Origin of the sequence: Saccharothrix lopnurensis (assembly GCF_042658445.1) — a bacterium.
Taxonomy (GTDB): domain Bacteria; phylum Actinomycetota; class Actinomycetes; order Mycobacteriales; family Pseudonocardiaceae; genus Actinosynnema; species Actinosynnema lopnurensis.
The window spans coordinates 100,163-118,413 of the sequence record NZ_JBHSQO010000019.1; the positions used below are offsets into that span (position 1 = coordinate 100,163).

General features: G+C 72.9%; 18 protein-coding genes. 17 read left to right on the forward strand and 1 reads right to left on the reverse strand.

The features are described from left to right. The first annotated feature begins 96 nt into the window (after positions 1-96). The 15 genes from ACFP3R_RS20115 to ACFP3R_RS20185 all read left to right on the forward strand — a co-directional run bounded on the left by ACFP3R_RS20115 (position 97) and on the right by ACFP3R_RS20185 (position 15,348). Positions 97-1,359 (forward strand): CpaF family protein, encoded by a 1,263-nt coding sequence (locus ACFP3R_RS20115; protein WP_380637884.1) that lies wholly within the window; start codon positions 97-99, stop codon positions 1,357-1,359. Then, positions 1,356-2,279 carry a type II secretion system F family protein gene (locus ACFP3R_RS20120; protein WP_380637829.1) on the forward strand — a complete coding sequence of 308 codons (924 nt, stop codon included), beginning with the start codon at positions 1,356-1,358 and terminating at the stop codon, positions 2,277-2,279. Before ACFP3R_RS20115 ends, ACFP3R_RS20120 begins: the two co-directional genes overlap by 4 nt. Positions 2,280-2,284: 5 nt before the next feature. After that, positions 2,285-3,193 carry a type II secretion system F family protein gene (locus tag ACFP3R_RS20125; protein ID WP_380637831.1) on the forward strand — a complete coding sequence of 303 codons (909 nt, stop codon included), beginning with the start codon at positions 2,285-2,287 and terminating at the stop codon, positions 3,191-3,193. A 70-nt stretch (positions 3,194-3,263) separates the two neighbouring features. Continuing rightward, positions 3,264-3,431 (forward strand): hypothetical protein, encoded by a 168-nt coding sequence (locus ACFP3R_RS20130; protein ID WP_380637832.1) that lies wholly within the window; start codon positions 3,264-3,266, stop codon positions 3,429-3,431. Positions 3,432-3,436: 5 nt separating this feature from the next. Beyond that, a complete protein-coding gene (locus tag ACFP3R_RS20135; RefSeq protein WP_380637833.1) occupies positions 3,437-3,889 on the forward strand; it encodes a TadE family protein in 453 nt (150 codons plus the stop codon). 83 nt (positions 3,890-3,972) lie between these two features. Further along, positions 3,973-4,407 (forward strand): TadE/TadG family type IV pilus assembly protein, encoded by a 435-nt coding sequence (locus ACFP3R_RS20140; RefSeq protein WP_380637835.1) that lies wholly within the window; start codon positions 3,973-3,975, stop codon positions 4,405-4,407. Between the two features lie 68 nt (positions 4,408-4,475). Beyond that, positions 4,476-4,865, forward strand: a complete 390-nt coding sequence (locus tag ACFP3R_RS20145) for a hypothetical protein (RefSeq protein WP_380637885.1) — start codon at positions 4,476-4,478, stop codon at positions 4,863-4,865. A gap of 51 nt (positions 4,866-4,916) precedes the next feature. Continuing rightward, positions 4,917-5,354, forward strand: a complete 438-nt coding sequence (locus tag ACFP3R_RS20150; RefSeq protein ID WP_380637837.1) for a hypothetical protein — start codon at positions 4,917-4,919, stop codon at positions 5,352-5,354. A 51-nt stretch (positions 5,355-5,405) separates the two neighbouring features. Next, on the forward strand, positions 5,406-8,453 hold the full coding sequence (locus ACFP3R_RS20155) for a BTAD domain-containing putative transcriptional regulator (RefSeq protein ID WP_380637839.1): 3,048 nt from the start codon (positions 5,406-5,408) through the stop codon (positions 8,451-8,453). Positions 8,454-9,539: 1,086 nt separating this feature from the next. Continuing rightward, positions 9,540-9,665 carry a hypothetical protein gene (locus ACFP3R_RS20160; RefSeq protein WP_380637841.1) on the forward strand — a complete coding sequence of 42 codons (126 nt, stop codon included), beginning with the start codon at positions 9,540-9,542 and terminating at the stop codon, positions 9,663-9,665. Between the two features lie 50 nt (positions 9,666-9,715). Then, positions 9,716-10,951, forward strand: a complete 1,236-nt coding sequence (locus ACFP3R_RS20165) for an AAA family ATPase (RefSeq protein WP_380637843.1) — start codon at positions 9,716-9,718, stop codon at positions 10,949-10,951. Positions 10,952-10,998: 47 nt separating this feature from the next. Beyond that, the gene (locus tag ACFP3R_RS20170) at positions 10,999-12,777 is read left to right on the forward strand and encodes a vWA domain-containing protein (protein ID WP_380637845.1); all 1,779 of its coding nucleotides are present in this window, start codon (positions 10,999-11,001) and stop codon (positions 12,775-12,777) included. A gap of 77 nt (positions 12,778-12,854) precedes the next feature. Then, entirely contained in the window at positions 12,855-13,805 is a 951-nt protein-coding gene (locus ACFP3R_RS20175; protein ID WP_380637847.1) for a hypothetical protein, read from the forward strand. A 139-nt stretch (positions 13,806-13,944) separates the two neighbouring features. Further along, positions 13,945-14,856 carry a DUF4192 domain-containing protein gene (locus ACFP3R_RS20180; protein ID WP_380637849.1) on the forward strand — a complete coding sequence of 304 codons (912 nt, stop codon included), beginning with the start codon at positions 13,945-13,947 and terminating at the stop codon, positions 14,854-14,856. A 117-nt stretch (positions 14,857-14,973) separates the two neighbouring features. Then, positions 14,974-15,348 carry a hypothetical protein gene (locus ACFP3R_RS20185; protein ID WP_380637850.1) on the forward strand — a complete coding sequence of 125 codons (375 nt, stop codon included), beginning with the start codon at positions 14,974-14,976 and terminating at the stop codon, positions 15,346-15,348. Positions 15,349-15,750: 402 nt separating this feature from the next. Here ACFP3R_RS20185 and ACFP3R_RS20190 read toward each other — a convergent pair whose 3' ends face one another. Continuing rightward, complete coding sequence (locus ACFP3R_RS20190; protein WP_380637851.1) at positions 15,751-16,338, reverse strand: hypothetical protein; 588 nt, start codon at positions 16,336-16,338, stop codon at positions 15,751-15,753. A 313-nt stretch (positions 16,339-16,651) separates the two neighbouring features. On the opposite strand from ACFP3R_RS20190, the gene ACFP3R_RS20195 reads away from it, so the two are divergent. Both ACFP3R_RS20195 and ACFP3R_RS20200 read left to right on the forward strand, forming a co-directional pair. Further along, a complete protein-coding gene (locus ACFP3R_RS20195) occupies positions 16,652-17,611 on the forward strand; it encodes a restriction system modified-DNA reader domain-containing protein (protein ID WP_380637852.1) in 960 nt (319 codons plus the stop codon). 342 nt (positions 17,612-17,953) lie between these two features. After that, positions 17,954-18,250 (forward strand): P-loop nucleotide/nucleoside kinase family protein, encoded by a 297-nt coding sequence (locus ACFP3R_RS20200; protein ID WP_380637854.1) that lies wholly within the window; start codon positions 17,954-17,956, stop codon positions 18,248-18,250. Position 18,251 lies beyond the last annotated feature (1 nt).

Sequence of the window (18,251 nt, forward strand, 5' to 3'; positions counted from 1 at the left end):
CGGGATGCCGAGAACGACACCGTGGACCTCTCGGCCGCGACGACCGGGTTGCGGCGGTACCTGCGGGAGCGGGTGAACGCCGAGCTGCCGCGGTGGGTGGCCGACCAGCAGGACCGCACCGGCACCACCGCCACCCCCGAGGCCCGCCGCGAGCTGACCCGGGGCCTGCTGGACGAGGCGTTGCGCGTGCACACCGAGCGCGAGCTGGCCGCGGGCCGCCGGCTACTGCCCCGCGAGGTCGAGCAGCGGATGGTGGGGGAGGTGGTCAACGAGTTGTTCGGCATGGCGGGGTTGCAGCCGCTGCTGGAGGACCCGACCGTGGAGACGGTCAACGCCAACCGCTTCGACCGGGTGTTCGTGCAGTACAACGACGGCCGCCGCGCCCAAGCCGCTCCGATCGCCGGCTCCAACGAGGAGCTCACCGACCTGGTCCGGTTGCTCGCGGCCAGGGCGTCGAGCCAGGAGCGCCGCTTCGACCAGGGCTCTCCGGCGGTCAACCTCCAGCTGCCCGGCGGTGAGCGGCTGTTCGCGGTGATGGGCCTGACCGCGGGCGGGGTGACGGCGGTGTCGATCCGCCGCCACGGCTACCTCACCGTCACCCTCCCGGAGCTGCGTCGCCGCGGCACCCTCGACCCCGGCTTGGAGGCGCTGCTGCGGGCGCTGGTCAAAGCCCGCAAGAACATCCTGATCACCGGTGGCACCGGGGCGGGCAAGACCACGCTGCTGCGGGCGCTGGCCTCGGAGATGGACCCGCTGGAGCGGATCGTCACCGTCGAGGACGCCTTCGAACTCGGGTTGGACCACGACCCCGACATCCACGCCGACGTGACCGCCTTCCAGGCCCGCGAACCCAACATCGAGGGCGAGGGCGCGGTCTCCCAGGCCGACCTCGTGCGCTGGGGCCTGCGCATGAGCCCTGATCGGGTGATCGTCGGGGAGATCCGCGGCCCGGAGGTCATCCCGATGTGCAACGCCATGTCCCAGGGCAACGACGGCTCGATGGCCACCCTGCACGCCTCCAGCTCCCGGATCGCGTTCACCAGGCTGGCCTCCTACGCCGCCCAGGGCGCGGAGCGGCTGCCGCTGGAGGCCACGAACCTGCTGGTCGCCTCGGCGGTGCACTTCGTGGTGCACCTGACCCGCGCCCAGGACCGCCGCACCCGCGTGGTGTCCTCCGTCCGCGAGGTCGTCGGCGCCGACGGCCCGCAGGTGGTCTCCAACGAGGTCTACCGCCCCGGCCCCGACCACCGCGCCCGCCCGGTGGCCGGCGCGGTGCGCGGCGACACCCTCGACGACCTGGTCGACGTCGGCTTCGACCCCGGCGTGCTGGAGAACCCCGAGGGCTGGTGGGCGCCATGACCCCCGCGGCTTCCGCCACCCTCGGCTCCACGACCGCCACGGCCGCGCTGCTCGGCCTGGGCACCGCGCTGGGGGTGCTGCTGGTGGTCCTCGGCCGCCGCGGCGTCGTGCTCCACCACCCCCGCCGCGCCCGAGCCCGCGCCGCCGCCGATCGACACCGCGGCCCGCGCCTGTGCCTGGCGGCGGCCGCCGGAGTGGTGACCGGCCTGCTGACCGGGTGGGTCGCGGGTGCCGTGCTGGCCGCCCTGGCGGCCTGGGCGCTGCCCCGGGTGCTGGGCGCAGACCCCGAGCACGCCCGCCGGGTCGCGCGCATCGAGGCCATCGCGACCTGGACGGAAATGCTGCGGGACACGCTGTCGGCCGCCGCCGGGCTGGAGCAGGCCGTCCTCGCCACCGCCCCGCTGGTGCCCGCCGCGATCCGCGGCGAGGTCGGCGAACTCGCCGCCGGCATCGAGAACGGGCAACGCCTGGCCCCCGCGCTGCGCGCGCTGGGGGAGCGGCTGGACGACCCGGTCGGAGACCTGGTCATCGCCGCGCTGGTACTGGCCGCCGAACAGCAGACCCGCCGGCTGGCCGACCTGCTCGGCTCGTTGGCCGACGCCGCCCGCGGCCAAGCCTCGATGCGGATGCGGGTGGAGGCCGGACGGGCCCGCACCCGGACCTCGGTGCGGGTCATCGTCGGCACCACGTGCGCGTTCGCCGCCGCCGTGGTGCTGCTCAACCGCGACTACATGAGCGCCTACGACAGCCCGAGCGGACAGATCGTGCTGCTGGGTATCGGCCTGCTGTTCGTGCTCGGGTTCGCCTGGCTGTCCCGCATCGCCCGCGTGACCCGGCCCGACCGCTTCCTGTCCACCGGCACGGACCACGACACCACCGCCCCGCGGCCGGTGGCGACGACCATCGGAGGCCGACAGTGAACACCATGATCACCCCCGTCGCCCTGGGCGCCGGTTGCGGCATCGGGTTGTGGGCCCTGGCGGTCTCCCTGTTCCCGCCCCGCCCGGCCCTGAGCACCGTGCTGACCCGAGCCACCGCACCCCCCACCCCCACACCACCCGCGTCTGCGCCGATCCCGGCCGCCGAGGACACCGGTCGTGTCGCCCGGCTCGGCCGCCCCGCCGTCGCCCCGCTGCGCGCCCTGGGACTGCCCGGCCCCCGCCTGGGCAAGGACCTGGCCGTCCTCGGCCGCCCGCCCTCCACCCACCTGGCGGAGAAGGCCGTCCTCGCGGTCACCGGGCTGCTGCTGCCCGCCCTGCCCACCGCGGTCCTCGCCGCCGCCGGGCTCGACCCGGGCTTCGGGTTCCCGGTCATCGCCGCTCTGGTGTCGGCCGGGCTCGGGTTCGTGCTGCCCGACCTGCACGCCCGTGCCGCCGCGGCCCGGCTGCGCGTCGGGTTCCGCCACGCCCTGTCGGCCTACCTGGACCTGGTGTGGATCACCCTGTCCGGCGGCGCCGGGGTCGACAGCGCCCTGGGCGACTCGGTGACCGTCGGCCGCGGCTGGGCGTTCGACCGGCTGCGCCGCGCCCTGGACACCGCCCGCCTGACCCGCACGACCCCGTGGGCCGCGCTGCGCCGCCTCGGCGAGGAACTCGACATCAGCGAGCTGGCCGAACTCGCCGCCTCGGTCAGCCTGGCCGGCACCGAGGGCGCCAAGGTCCGCGCCTCGCTGGCCGCCAAAGCCCACGCGCTGCGCACCCACCAGACCACCGACGCCGAAGCCCGGGCCCACGCCGCCACCGAACGCATGAGCCTGCCCGTCATGGCCCTGTTCCTCGGCTTCCTGGTCTTCATCGCCTACCCGGCGCTGACCCAGGTCCTCAACGGCCTGTGACCCCTGCGAGCACACCGCGAACCCGTGAACCGCAACGAAGGAGAACACGATGAACCCGCAGGTGCAAGCGATGTGGACGGTACTGCGAGCCCGCTGGGAGCAGCTGCGCCGGCACCCGGAGGCCGGGTATTCGACCGAGACCGTCCTGGTGACCGCGCTGCTCGTCGTCGCCGCGCTGGCCGTGATCGCGATCGTCGTCGCCAAGGTCACCGACAAGGCCAACGGCATCACCTTGTGATCACCATGAGCCACGAGAACGCCGTCCCCACCGCACCGGGGCGTGCCAGGTGGGCAGACCGGACCCGGCGGGCGCTGCGCGGCGAGCGCGGCTCGGTCGGCGCGGAACTGGTGATCGCCACCCCGCTGCTGGTGCTGATGCTGCTGGCCATCGTGCAGTTCGCGCTCTGGTCGCACGCCACCCACATCGCCCAGGCCGCCGCCGCACAGGGCCTGGCCACCACACGGGCCCAGCACGGCACCACCGCGGCGGGCACGGCGAGCGCGCGGCGGATCCTCGACCGGCTCGCAGGTGGTCCGCTGCGCGGCGCGGCCGTCACCGCCGACCGGGGCGCCACCTCGGCGTCGGTGCGCGTCACCGGGACCGCCACCCCGGTCGTGCCGTTCCTGCGCCTGCCCGTGCACGCCGAAGCCGACGGCCCGGTCGAGCGCTTCGTCCCCGACCCGAGAGGCGGATGACCATGGCGAACCAACCACGCGCGCACACACCCCGCAGGCCACCGCGACGCCCGGACCGGTGCCGTGCCGATCGCCGGACACTGGTGGAATGGTGGCGCGCCGACGACGGCTCCGTGGCCGCCGACATCACTCTCGCCACCCCGCTGCTGATCATGCTGCTGGTGTTCGTCGGCGTGCTCGTCCACCGGGGCGTGGACGCCCGCATCCGCCTCGACGACGCCGCCCACCAGGCCGCCCGCGCCGCCAGCATCGAACGCACCCCGGCCGCCGCCACCGCCGCCGCCCGCTCCACGGCCGCGAACGCGCTGGCACAGGCCGGCGTGTCCTGCGCGTCCCTGTCGGTGACCGCCGCCACCGGCGGCCTGCGCCCCGGCGGCACGGTCGGGGTGACCGTGTCCTGCCAGGTCGACTTCGGCGACGCCCTGATCCTCGGCGTACCCGGCGGCACCCGGCTCACCGCCGACGCCGTCGAACCGGTCGACACGTGGCGCTCGACCAACACCGGGAGCACGCCGTGAGCCACCGCGACCGGCCGCACCGGCAGCCGACGGCCCCACGCCGCCAGCGGCACGCCGACGAGGGCCACGTGACCTCGTTCGTCGTCGTGCTCACCACCGGCGTCCTCGCCTTGGCCGGGCTCACCCTGGACGGCGGTCTGGCCCTGGCCGCGGCGGTGCGCGCCACCGGTCAGGCCGAGGCCGCCGCCCGCGCCGGCGCCCAGGCCATCGACCTGACCGCCTACCGCGACACCGGAACCTTCCGGGTGATGCCCGACCAGGCGGTGACGGCAGCCCGGGCGCACCTGGCGGCCGAGGGCGCCACCGGCACGGTCACCGTCTCCGGCGACACCGTGACGGTCACCGTGACCGCCGCCCACCCCACCCAGCTGCTCGGCCTGGTCGGGATCGGCTCGCTGCGGGTGCACGGGCGGGGCAGTGCCCATCCGCAACGCGGCGTGACCGCGATCGAACCATGACACCTCACCCCACCCCCCTGCCGCCGCGACCACGATCAAGGAGAAAGCGCAATGACCACACCCGAGGAAATCCGGCGGCGCGTCGAGACCGCCGACACCGCCCGCAGCACCCGCCGAGCCGCCGCCGCCCAACGGGTCGGTGAACTGGCCCGACGCCGGGCCGCCGTCGTCGACCAACTCGACCAGGTCGAACGCGAACTCGGCGACGTCCTCGCCGACGCCCAGGACGTCATCGACCTCGACGAACTGGCCGAGTTCACCGATCTCAAGGTCGCCGACCTCACCGGATGGCTCGCCGGCCGCAAACCCACCCGCGGCAGGCGCCGGAAGTTCTCCACCACCGCGGCCGGCACCCCGCACGAACCCACCCCCGGACCTGCCACGTCGAGGACCCCCGCGACCGGCCGGACACCCACAGCCCGCGAGCCAGCGCTCACCACCGCCGAGGTCTCCGACCCGCCGGCGCGGGTCGCAGACCAGGTCCGGTGAGACGGGCCCGCCACGCATCAGCCCCGGCAACGCCGCGGAATCGAGCACGCCGTGACCACAGCACCGCGCACCACCCGCCGAGAACCGCGACGACCACCGCGCACACCCGCGTGGCGCGCCACCGGCCGCCTCCTCGCAGCCGCCGCCGGCCCGGCCCGAGCCCTGGCGGCCACCGCGCTCCTGGTCGGCCTGCTGGCCGGGCTGCCGTGGGCGCTGGTGCACTTCATCGGCTGGCCCCTGCCCGACCACCTGCCCTCCCTCGCCGACGTGCGGGGCGTGCTGTCGGCCCGGATGAGCACGGTGTTCCTGCTCGACGTCCTGGCCTGCGCCGGGTGGCTGCTGTGGGCCCGCTTCACCCTCGACACCGTCCGCTGCGCCGCCGACGTGGCCCGCCACGCACGCATCCCGCAGGTGCCCGCGGCCGGACCGATGCGCCGGATCGCCGCCGTGCTCGTCGGCGCGACCCTGATCTCGATCCTGGGCCACCGTGCCGCCGCCACCCCCGCCAACCTGCCCACCACCGGACCCGGCACCACCTGCGAGGTGGTGGTGACCGCACCGATCCGGCAGCACCCGCCGCCACAGGGCGCCCAGGACATCCGATCGGCCACCCCCACCGCACCCGACCATCCCGGTACCGGCGCGCCGGTACGGCGCACTCCCGCGACGTCGGCCGTGGTGCTGCCCTACGACCCTCGGACCGGCCTGCACGACTCGCTGTGGCGGATGGCGCAACGCACCCTGGGCGACGGCCACCGCTGGCCCGAGATCTACGAACTCAACAAGGGCAAACCCCAACCCGACGGCGGCACCTTCACCCGACCCGGCCTCATCTTCCCCGGCGAGGAAATGGCCCTGCCCCAGAACGCCACCGCACCCCCGACGCCTCCCCACCGGCCCGCTCCGCCCCCCACGACGCCCTCGCCGGGCACCCCGTCACCCGGCAGCCCGACGACACCGGCCTCCCCGACCACGCGGACACCCCACCTCCCACAAGCGCCACCCCCGCAGGCGCAGCCGGACACGGACGCGCCCGACGCACCCGACGAGCCGGGATTCGGCTGGGGCGAGGAGTTGTTCGTGGGGCTCGGTCTGGCCTCGGCGGTCAGCGCCGCGCTGACCCTCGCCCGCAGACGCCACCGCCGCCGCTACCGGCCCGGCAGCGGCGACCGCACCGACCTGCCCGTCGCACCCGTGGTCTACCAACTGCGACTGGCGCACCTGCGCACCAACCCCGACGACGAGCCCAACCCCGACGACGAGCCCAACCCCGACAACGAGCCCGACCCCGACAACGAGCCCGACCCCGACGACCCGGACCCGGGTCCGACGGACGTACGACCGCAGCGCGCACCGGCACCGCGAGTGGTGCCCGACTCCGACGACGCGGCCTGGGACCAGCAGCGGCCGGTGTTCTCCGTGGGTGTGCGCGATGGCCGGGAGATCGCCCTGAGCCTGGCCGCGGCGCGGGGCCTGGGGCTGATCGGCGCGGGTGCCGCCGCCGCGGCCCGCGCCCTGCTGATCACCGTCTTGGCCACGACGACCGAAGCGGCCCGGATCATCGTTCCGGCCCAGGACCTCGCCCCGCTGCTCGGCCGCCGGGCGACCCGGGCACCGCTGCCGGCAAACGTGCACGTGGCGGCGGACCTGGACACGGCCCTGGATGCCCTGGAAGCCGAAACCCTGATGCGAACCGGCCGGTCCGGACGACCGCACGGCACGGACCGGCCGCCCTTCGTGCTCGTGACACGCACGCCCGAGCACCGGCATCGGCGTCTGCAAGCGGTCCTGGACAACGGATGCGGTGTCGGCGTGACCGGCCTGCTGCTGGGCCCATGGCCCGCCGGCATCACCGCCTACGTCCGCGCCGACGGCACCGTCTCCACCACCAGCCCCGGCCTCGGCGAACCCCTGCGCGGCACGACGGTGTTCCGCCTCGGCGCCGACCACGCCGCCGACCTGATGACCCTGCTGCACCACGCCAACCCCGCCCCCGACCTCGACACCGAGCCGGAGCCGGGCGCCGGGCTACGCGAGCAGCACCTCCCCGGCGACACCGCCTCGGAACCCGCCGTCCCCATCGACAAGCCCCCACGAACCGACACCGACCTGGAAATCCTTCATCCACACCCAGGCCGGCCTACAGCCACGCGGGAACAACGAACAGGCATACCCACCGCTGGCGCCGGCGCGCCCGGTGTTGTCGAGCCGATCAACCCCGGGACCTCCCGGGCCGTCGCCGAGCGCGACCGAACAGGCGACATTCCCGACGCGGCTCTCCCGCCCCTGCGGATCAGTGTGCTGGGACCGCCGCGGATGTGGTGGCGCCCCGGAACGGGGGACATGGAGGGGGAGGAGCGTGAGATCACCTCGGCGTTCCAACCCCGCACGCGCGAGCTGCTGGTGTTCCTGGCGCTGCACCCCGACGGCGCCAGCCGCGAGGCGCTCATCGCCGCCCTGTGGGCCACCAGCCCACCGGACAAGACCACCAACACCATGAACACCGGCCTGACCCGGCTGCGCCGCGCCCTGACCGCGGCGACCGGGGGCGCGGTGTCCGACGTGGTGCTCACCGGTGAGGGCCGCTGCCGCCTGGACCCCGCCCTCGTGGAGGTCGACTACCACCGCTTCGCCGACGCCGTGACCGCCCGCCGCACCGCCACCACCGAGAAGGACCGCATCGACGCCTACCGGCGCATCGTCGAGGACTACACCGGCCCGCTGGCCGACGGGCTGAGCACCGAGTGGCTCGAAACCGCCCGCGAGGCCATCCGCCGCGACGCCATCGACGCCGTGGCCGCCCTCGCCCGCGCCCTGGTCGAGGACGACCCACGGCGGACGCTGGACCTGTTGGAGGTGGCACGGGCGTTCGACCCGCACAACGAGCTGATCTACCGCGACATCATGCGGCTGCAGGAACGCCTCGACCAACTCGACGCCATCCCGCGCACCCTGACCCTGCTGACCACCCGGCTGGCCGAGATCAAGGACCGGCCCACCCCGCAGACCGTCGACCTGGCCGAACGGCTGCGCCGCCGCCACGACACCGACAACCCCCACCCGTCGAAGACCGACCGCGCACACCGCGGGACCGGATGACGAACGCACCGAGCCGGGACACCGCCTGTCCGTCGGCGGTACCCGCCCCGCGAAAGCCGGACCGGACGGTGCAGGAAAACGGAGCGACACCGGCCGGTCGCCGGCCCGTGCACGACTCCACCGGAAAGTCCGCCAGAACATCCTCGTTGATCCCGCCGAAAAGTCTCGACAAAACTCGAGTGCGCCGCAGAGTTCTTTCGAGTGTTTTAGAGGGGTATGTGAATGAATGCTATCGTGCTGGATGACGTGCATGTCCGACAGATCTTCGACGATGGATAAGAGTTGACCGTGCGGAAAGTCTCGAGCCGACTTCGCAAGTCTCCCCGGAGTGCCGCCGGGGTGGCAAGGGATTCGCCTGTGGTCGAGGTGGTTTCCGGGAAGCGTGAGGCGCGCCGCCTCGGTCGCCGCCTGCACAACCACGTCGTCGCTGTCGTTGGGCTCACCGCACAAGGCGATCGCTGTACGTGACGGGAGTGGAGATCGTTTGTACGTACAGTGACTTCCGTTGGGGGTTCATATAGGGGATCACATTGGGGATCAGGTTGGGGATCCTGTTAGAACGCCACCCCCTGCCACTTGCAAAGCTCCAGGTAGGAAGGTCGCAGAGGGATCCGCTGGTATCCCAGACTCGCTTGCCCGCAAGCCGGGGAACACATCGGGACGGCCCTGCGGTCGACGGTGCTCGTCCGGCCGTCGCCCCGGTCGTCTCCCCTTCGGCCTCCCAGGACCTTCCCCCGCCCCTGCCTCCCGCACCCTCGTCCAACAATTCCCAACCCCTCTGTGCGCATCGACGCTTCGGTGGCCCGTCTTCGTACCGGCTCCTTTTGGCGTGTTGTCGACCTGCGTAAATGCGGACGCATGACATCCGGGATTGTGTGTGCACGAATATGTCGGATATTTTCGGCAACTCCGATCGGGTGACATTTCAAAAGAGTCTTGAAAATGGGCCGCCGAACCATTGATTGGCGTGCGGAGCAGAGTCATAATTGAATTGCAGTCGAAGGGAACGGAACCACGGCGAATGCCACGCCCGGCGCGAGCCATGTCACATCACGGGAACCGGGGGTCGAAATGGTCACGCATTTCATGGACACCGAAACCGGTACGCCGGTGACGTGTTCCCCGATCACCTCCGACAGCCGGCACAGCACCGGGCACGACGGACCCCGCACCCGCACGCACCGCAACCGGGACGGCTACGCCACCACCTGACCGACACGCCCGCGACCACGACCCCGGCACGACCGAAAGGGACACCCACGATGACCACGCCCACCCCCACCGCAGTGCCCGCGACCCCCGCACCCGTCGCGGCGGGCGGGTCGGCGTCCCGGTTGCGCAGTGGTGAACTGCGCGCGATGGTCGCCAGGGTCCTGGTCGACAGCGCGGGCACCGGTCTCACCCCGGGCACCATCGCGCACACGTTGAACCGGTCGTCGGGCGCGGTGGGCAACGCCTGCCGGGTGCTGGCGGAGCGGGGCGAGGCGGAGGTGGTCTCGTCCGCGCCGTTGAGCTACCGGGCGACCTCGACCACGGGGTCCGCCGCCGCGTCCGCCGCCGTCCCCGCCCCACCGCGCACACCCCGCCCGAAGCCCTCCGCCGCACCGCCCACCACGACCGCGACGCCGCCCGCGCCGTCCGGCGCGGGCGGGAGGAGGAAGGCGGCGGGTTCGGGCGTGGTGACGGGTCCGGTGTTGCGCCCGAACGGCACCGAGTACCACCCGCGCCTGTTGGCGGGCACGGCGTTGCCGGATGTGACCGCGTTGCGGCGGTTGCGGGAGGCGGGGGTGGCCGCGTTGTTGTACGGGCCGCCGGGGACGGGGAAGACCAGCGTGGTGGAGGCGGCGTTCCCGGACTGCGTGACGGTGCAGGGTGACGGGGACACCGTGGTGGCGGACCTGGTGGGGGACTACACCAAGACGCCGGGCGGGGAGTTCGTGTTCGTGCACGGTCCGCTGGTGCGGGCGATGCGCGAGGGCGTGCCGTTGTTCGTCGACGACGCGACCCTGATCCCGCCGACCGTGCTCGCGGTGGTGTACCCGGCGATGGACGGCCGCCGACAGATCGTGGTCAAGGCCAACGGCGGTGAGGTCGTGGATGCCGCGCCGGGGTTCTACGTGGTCGCCGGGCACAACCCGGGTGTGCACGGGGCGGTGCTCACCGACGCCCTGTCGTCCCGGTTCTCGGTGCAGGTGCGGGTGTCGTCGGACTACGACCTGGCCGACCAGTTGGGCGTGGACCGCAAGGCGGTGCGGGTGGCGCGCAACCTGGCCACCCGGCAGGAGAAGGGCGAGGTCGGGTGGTCGCCGCAACTGCGCGAGTTGTTGGCGTTCAAGAAGATCGCCGCCGTGTTGGGCACCGACGCCGCCGCAGCGAACCTGGTGGGCATTGCGCCGGAGGAGGACCGCGACACCGTCGCCGCCGTGGTGCGCGACGCCTTCGGCCGCACCGTCACCCCGCTCGCCCTCGGTGCCCGCATCACCCCCACCAAACGGTGACCCCGAACCCCGGCGACCCGCGAACCGTCGTGAAAGGACCCGTAGCCGTGAGCACCCACTTCGCCACCGACCCGGACGCCCTCGGTGCCGCCGTGTTCCCCGCCCGCCCCGAATGGCTTGCCCTGTCCGCCGCCTTCGCCGACGAGGTCCCCGTGATCGCGGACCGGGACGACCTCGTGGTCCGTGTCGCCCCGGGCGCGGGCGGTGGTGCCCCGGCGTGTTTCTACCCCGCCCGCGCGTTGATCGAGGTCGACGGCGACCACCTCGGGGTGGACCCCGCCACGGTGGACCCCGCGAACCTGTCCGACCGGTCCCGCTACGCCCCGGCGTGGGGTGCGCTGACCCACGAGTGCGGACACGCCCGCCACACCCGGTGGGAGCCCCCGCGCGACGCCCCGCCCGGCGTGGTCGCCGCCGCCATGCTGCTGGAGGAGCCCCGCATGGAAGGCGCGCACCTTTTGCGCCGTCCGGACGACCGGCACTGGTTGCGGGCGTGCGTGCGCGGCATCGTCGCCGCCGACCTGCACCTGTACGCCGACCCCGCCACCGCCCCGCAGATGACCCGCGCCCATGCCGCCCACACCGCCGCGCTGTTGTTGGGACGCGCGGAAGCCGGCGTGCTGACCAGGGTCGAGGTCGCCCCGGTCGCCCGGGTGGTGCGGGACGTGCTCGGTGTCGACACGCTGCTGGAGCTGCGGAAGGTGTGGACCCGGGCGGTGTGCACCGCCGACGACGACGGCGGGACCATGCTCGCCCTCGGCCGGCGGTGGTGCGAGATCGTCGGCACCGACCCGGACACCGGCGACCCCGACCCCGGTACGGCACCCGACCCGTCCGGCACGCCCGACCCGTCCGGCGGCACCGGCGGCGGAAGCGGATCGGGCACCCCGTCGCCGTTGGCGGGCGCGATCGCCGCCGTGGTGGACACCGTGGCGGCGGCGGTGGCGGGGGAGAAGGCACCGGAGGACCCCGCCGCCGTCGCCGCCGCACGCAGGGCGCGCGAGGCCGCCGCCGACCAGGCCGCCCGGCAGGCGGCACGGAAGGTATTCACGGCCGGCGGTACCCGCGACGGGCGCACCGCCACGGCGGGCACCCGCCTACCCACCCCGGCCGAGCGTTCGGCTGCGCGGGTGCTGGCGCGGGCGTTGGACACCGCCGGGGTCCGGGAACGGGTCGCGGTGCGCGCCGCCTCGGAGGTGCCGCCGGGACGGTTGCGGATGCGCGGGGTACGTGCCGCCGAAGCCCAACGCGCCGCCGGGGCGCAGGTGACCGCGCAGCCGTTCACCCGCACCACCCGCACGGCCGTGCCGACCCCGCCGCTGCGGCTCGGGGTGGCGTGCGACGTGTCCGGCACGATGGGCCGGGTACGCGCCCACGTGGCCTCGGCGGCGTGGCACCTCGCCGCCGCCGCCCGCCACACCAGGGTGCCCGCCGACACCGCGAGCGTGATCTTCGGCAACCACGTCCGCCCGCTCACCCGCCCTGGCAAACACCCCGCCGAGGTCACCGAATTCGCCTCCCGCGACAACTGGGAGGACATCCCCACCGCGATCGACGCCCTCGACGGTGTTCTCGGGTTGTCCCGCCCCGGTGCGGCACGCCTGCTGGTGGTGGTCTCCGACGGCCGGTTCCGCGACCAACCCCGCCACGACGGGCAACGCATACTCGACCGGTTGCGCGCCGCCGGGTGCGCGGTGCTGTGGCTGACCACCGGCGACCACGACACCCCGCTCGACGGGGCGACCGTGCACCACCTCGCCGACCCCGCCACCGCCGCCCAGGCCATCGGACGCGCCGCCACCACCGCCCTGCGCACCACCCACTAACCACCCGGTCCGGGGCGGGCACCCCCGCCCCGGACCACCCCGCCGATCACCAACCGACCACCCGAGAGGTGACCACGATGACCACCGCCACGCCCGGACTCGCCCAGCGCGCCGTGCACGCCGCACACGCCCACCGCGCCGCCGACCCCGATGGGTTCCACCGCCGCCACGACAACCCCGAGGAGTGGAACCGGTGGGTACGTCGCGCCCGCGTCGCCCGCACCGTCGCCACCGCCCTCCAAGTGCCCACCGACGCCGTGCTCGTCACCGACGACCCCCACCGCACCTACCCCACCCGCACCGGGGACGTTCCCGGCGACCTGATCACCACCACCGACCCGGCAACCGGGCACACGTGGCGGTTCATCCCCGACCACACCACCCCCGGACAGGCATGGCTCCTGCTCGACACCTGCCCCCGCTGCTCCGCCGAGGTCCCCGTCACCCGCATCGCCACCCTCGCCGACCTCGGCGACCACCTCGACCCCGACACACGATCCGCCCGGGACATCGGCGACGCGGCCGACCACCAGCCGGACTGCACCGGCACGGGGTCCACCGAGCCGTCCTCGGAGGGCGCGCCTCCGTGCACGCGCGACCCCGACCCCGAACCCGCCGACCACCACCGGCGAACCCCCGCCGACCCACACGACACCCCGACGCGACACCCCGGGAGGACGGCGACGACCGCCCACACCCCGGCCGACATCGAGATCAGCCCGCGCCGCTTCACCGAGAACGGCTGCCAGGTGACCGCGATCGTCGTCGACCCCGCCGGCACCCGAACCCTGTACGGCACCGTCACCCGCAAGGGCGCGTTCGTCGGCAGCTACTACCGCGCCGACCGCGTCCGCCGATCCTCCTGGCGCATCGTCACCGCCCTCGGACTTCCCCTCACCCTCGACCGCCACCCCGTGGACCTGCCTTCCGAAGGAGCCGCTGTCCACGTGCTGACCACCGTCCTCACCGCCCGCGACAGCTACGAGGCCGAACAACGGCTCCGGGAGGCACTCCGCCTTCCCCGGTGACCAACCACCCAGACCCCCGCCGCTCGTGGCCGCGCCACCCGATCCGCAGATCACGAGCAACGACCACAACCCGACCGGTCGGAATCCGGAGAAACCGACCTCCACCCCACAACCGAAACCCGACAGCCCGGAGGACACCATGCACGCCGCGACCTTCTTCGACGCCGCGACCACCGACACGCACGACGACACCACCGCGATCGCCGACTTCTACCTCGGGCACGACACCCGGCGCAGGTGGCTGGGAACCCTGCAGGGCCCGACAGACCCGTACTCGCTGAACGAAACCGCCATCGGCCGGCAGCTGGTGGAGGCAACCACCCCCGACACCTTCACCACCGCCGTGACCGACCTGCTCCACGCATCCAGCGAACTCGACAATGTGCTGTGCCACCTGCCCGACGACGGCTGGCCCTGGCCGTGGCGCAACTCCCGCCACGCCGACTGGATCTACACCTTCGACGGCACCCGCGTCTGGGTGAGCGCCCCGACCACGCGCCACACCGCAATCCCGACCATCCTGCTACCAGAACCGGACAGCGCCCTCGCCCAGCGGACCACCCTGATCGACGACCTCATCGAACGAGCCGAGACCACCACCGACCACGCCACCACCCCCGGCACACCCAGCCGACGCCGCAGCCGCTTCGACCTGGTCCACGAACACATCCTGCGCGTCGAGGACCGCACCACCCCGCTGACCGACGCCGAGGTCGCCGCCTTGGCCGTCGCCCTGACCGATCCGATGGTCCGTGACGCCTGCCTGTCCTTCGCCACCGGCGGCCACGCCCCCGCCGCCGAAGCCCTGTGGACCCAGCTGGCGAAAGCCACCCCGGCCCCCGAGCGCGCCGAACCGACCTCGCTGCTGGCGGTGTTCGCCTACCTGCGTCACGACATCCCCCTGGCCATCGCCGCGACCGCACACGCCCGCAACGCCCACCCCGGCCACCGACTCAGCGAGCTGATCGGCCAGGCGATCGCCACCCACCTCGAGCCCGAGCACCTGCACCGCATGGCACACGACAGCCACCACCTGATCGACCAACTCTGACCCGCCACCCTCCCAACCAGGAGCACACGGCACTCCATCGACGCGACCACGGACCCGGCACCTCGCCACCACTCACCCGATGTCCCCACCGCGCCGATCGGGACCACACGGATCGAGGTGGCGAGCAGCCGTGACGACCACGACACCAGGACCATGCCGATGAGCGACAACGAGCAGAACCCAAGCCCACAACCCGCAGCGCCCCCGCTGATCGACTTCGAGGCACAGTGCCCGGACTGCGCCGTGACGGTCGGCGAAGCGCACGCCCACGGCGGGTGCGACGTCGCCCGCTGCCTGGTGACCGGACGGCAACAGCTGATGTGCGACCTCGACCACGACTGCGGCCACGACACCTGGACCGGCTGGCGGCCAGGCCACCTCGACTGCGAACGACTCGGCTGGATGATCGGCCCCGGCTTCCCCGACCTCCACCGCCTCTACACCCAGGCCATCTGGGACCCGGCGCACCGCCACTGGACCGCACCGACCTGACCACACCCAACCCCGCCACCGCAGGAAAATCGGATGCCGCCGGGCGACCCCGCCACGGGTCGCCGGCGGCCCGTACCCGGCCAGCCCTACGGGCCGACTCGAAGACGCCCCGCCCCTGCGGCAGGTATTGACCTCGCGGCGGCGTCGGCGATGTTCACGATCGGCCTGGCCCAAGGCGACTGCGTCGACCTCCCCGCCCGCATCCGGCAGGTACGCGACCGGTTGGCCCTCCAGGAGCAGCAGCCAGCCCGGCGACGCGAAATGCCCGACCGCGACCCCTCCGGGACCACGACCCCTATCCGGCACCGTCACCGCCCGTCCCGGCGGCTCGGATGCCGAAATCGACCGTAACCCCCATTAAGGACAATGGGGGTTACGAGTCCGCAGCCACCGTCGGTGGTGCTACCTTCCCGCGTCGATCGTCGAATCGACGGCGCAGGAGTACTTCTTCGGCTTGTCGCTGGTGCGCACGGCGTAGCCGCCCTCGACCAACTTCTCCAAGGCGTTGTGGACAGCACCCGCCGACCGCTCCAGTGCCTTGCCGACCGCGTTCGGGCTGAACTCCTGGCCCGTGTTCTCCCTCAGGTAGTCCTCGACCATCCCGCGCAGCGCCCCCGATGCCAACCGCCCGCCCGTCGACCGGACCTCCCCGTCCACCCGCGCCTCAGCCGCCACAGCGGCCTCACCGTCGGCAGGCCGGCCGCCGGTCGACCGGTCATCGACGCCCCCGTTCCCGGTCGGCGCGTCGTCGGTCGCCTCGTCATCCGTGGACTGGTCGGTGAACTGGTCAACGGTCGGCTCGTCAAGAACGGTGATCGACCAACGGTCGGCCGGGCGCGCTCCACCGTCGGCGATCCCGGGAGTTCGGGCGACAAGGTTGTCCCTGTCCCAGCGGGCGAGGATCTTCGTGGCGGTGGACCTGCCGATCCCGGCGGCGACCGACAACACGGCAGCGGTGCTGCCCGGATCGTCGAGCAGCGCCTGCCACAACTTCTCCTCGGTGTCCGTGCGCGGCTTCGCCGGGTCGGGAACGGCCCGGAGGACGGGGATGGTGCTGGAGGACATGGCTACCTCGCAGTGGTGATGTTCCAGTGGGCGGTCGTGCCCCGGCCGGAGCGGGTGCGGCCCCCGGTGCGCATCCGGTGGTTGTCGAGCCGCACGACTATGAACGCTTCCTTGCCCCCGTGAAGTCAAGCGGAACGTCGAATGCCCCCATTCGTCTCCTGTGGACGATCGGTGAACCACGGAAGTTTTCCACCACAAGGGTTACTTCACCGCTGATTTCGAACCGTGTATTGACACCGTGACGATCACGAAGCGTCCATGCACATCGGCCGTTCGACCCAGGACGAACCGGACCCGAAGGGACGCCACCGCCATGACCGTCGACATCGCCGCACCGACACCACCCGAACCCGCACCCGACGTCGCCGTCACCGCGCTGAACGGCAACACCGGACCCACTGCCCCCACCCCCATGCCCCCAGCGGCACACGGCGACGACGAGGCGAGGATGCTGTGGCGGGAGGGACTTCCACCCGATGCCGTGATCCTCGCCCCGTCGATCGCCGCCACGCCGATGCGGCACCCGGAGGACACCTGGGCGATGCTGGTGCTGGCGGCGGACGTCCTGGACGACACCGACCCCGACCGAAACGGTGAGGTCGCCCTGTTCGCCGGCTGCTGGCTGCCCGAGCAGCCACCCGCCGCCGGCTGCGACGGTGATCTCGTCATCGTGCTGACCACACCCGACGGCGAGTCGCCTCCGGACGACCTGGTCGACGTGGAGATGCTGCTCTCCCACCACGAACGCTGGCTCCGGGTCGGCGAATGGGAAGCGCTGGACCCGCGCTGGCCGTGGACGGTCGCGATGACCGCCGCGGCCATCATGGGACTGCACACCGAGGCAACCGAGGTCGTCCCGACCTCGACAGGCCCGACGGTCGACCACCCCTTGCAGGGTTGGGGCGGCAACGGGGGCCTGACCGACCTGCTCACCGCCCACCTGCTCCGAGCGGGCGAGGAGTTCATGTGGAACCGCCCGGGACACGGTGCCCGGCACACCGCCCGCATCCACTCCGACGGCACCCTGGTCCTCGCCGACGGCCGCGCCTACGCCAACCCCTCCGGCGCGCTGGTCGCCCTCGGCGGCAAGAACCAGAACGGCTGGAAAGCGTGGAAACGAACCTCGGACGGACGCGCACTCGGTGACCTGCGCGCCGAACTGCGGATCCGCCGAGGGCTGACCCTCGAACCACGATGACGATGACACCGGACACCGGACACCCGCTGCGGGCGTCCGGTGTTCTCGATTCCCGGACCGGCCGCCCGGCGACGGCCACTCCGGGCTGTGCCACCGGAGGAGTGTTGCCGGCGGCCACGGGCGCGGTGTCGCCCTGGATCTTCGTTGCCGGGCGGCTTCCGAGGAAGTCCGTGACAACTGTGAAAGCCCGGTCTGATTTCCACAGGACTTGATCGTGCTGGAAGCAGCCTGTGCTCGTACTGCTTGACCACTCGCTCGCTCATGGGTGCCGGTGACCGGCATGAGAGTGCCTCGGAGCACCCGATCGGTCATGATGACTCTTTCGTCCAGTCAGGGGATGGTATGAGGCAACCAACACTCTTTCTGACGGTCGGGCTCCCGGCCACCGGAAAAACCAGTGCTGCGCGACGTGTGGAGATCGAGAACAACGCGCTTCGCCTTACCAAGGACGAATGGGTGAAGGCCCTCTACGGGCACGAGAACCCACCATCGGCCTCCGACGTGATCGAAGGACGGCTCATCGAGATCGGGCTGCGCGCCCTCGAACTCGGCATCAACGTGGTGATCGACTACGGACTGTGGGGTCGGGACGAGCGCTCCGCGCGCGGCAGGCAGCCGCGGACCTCGGCGCAAGGGTGAA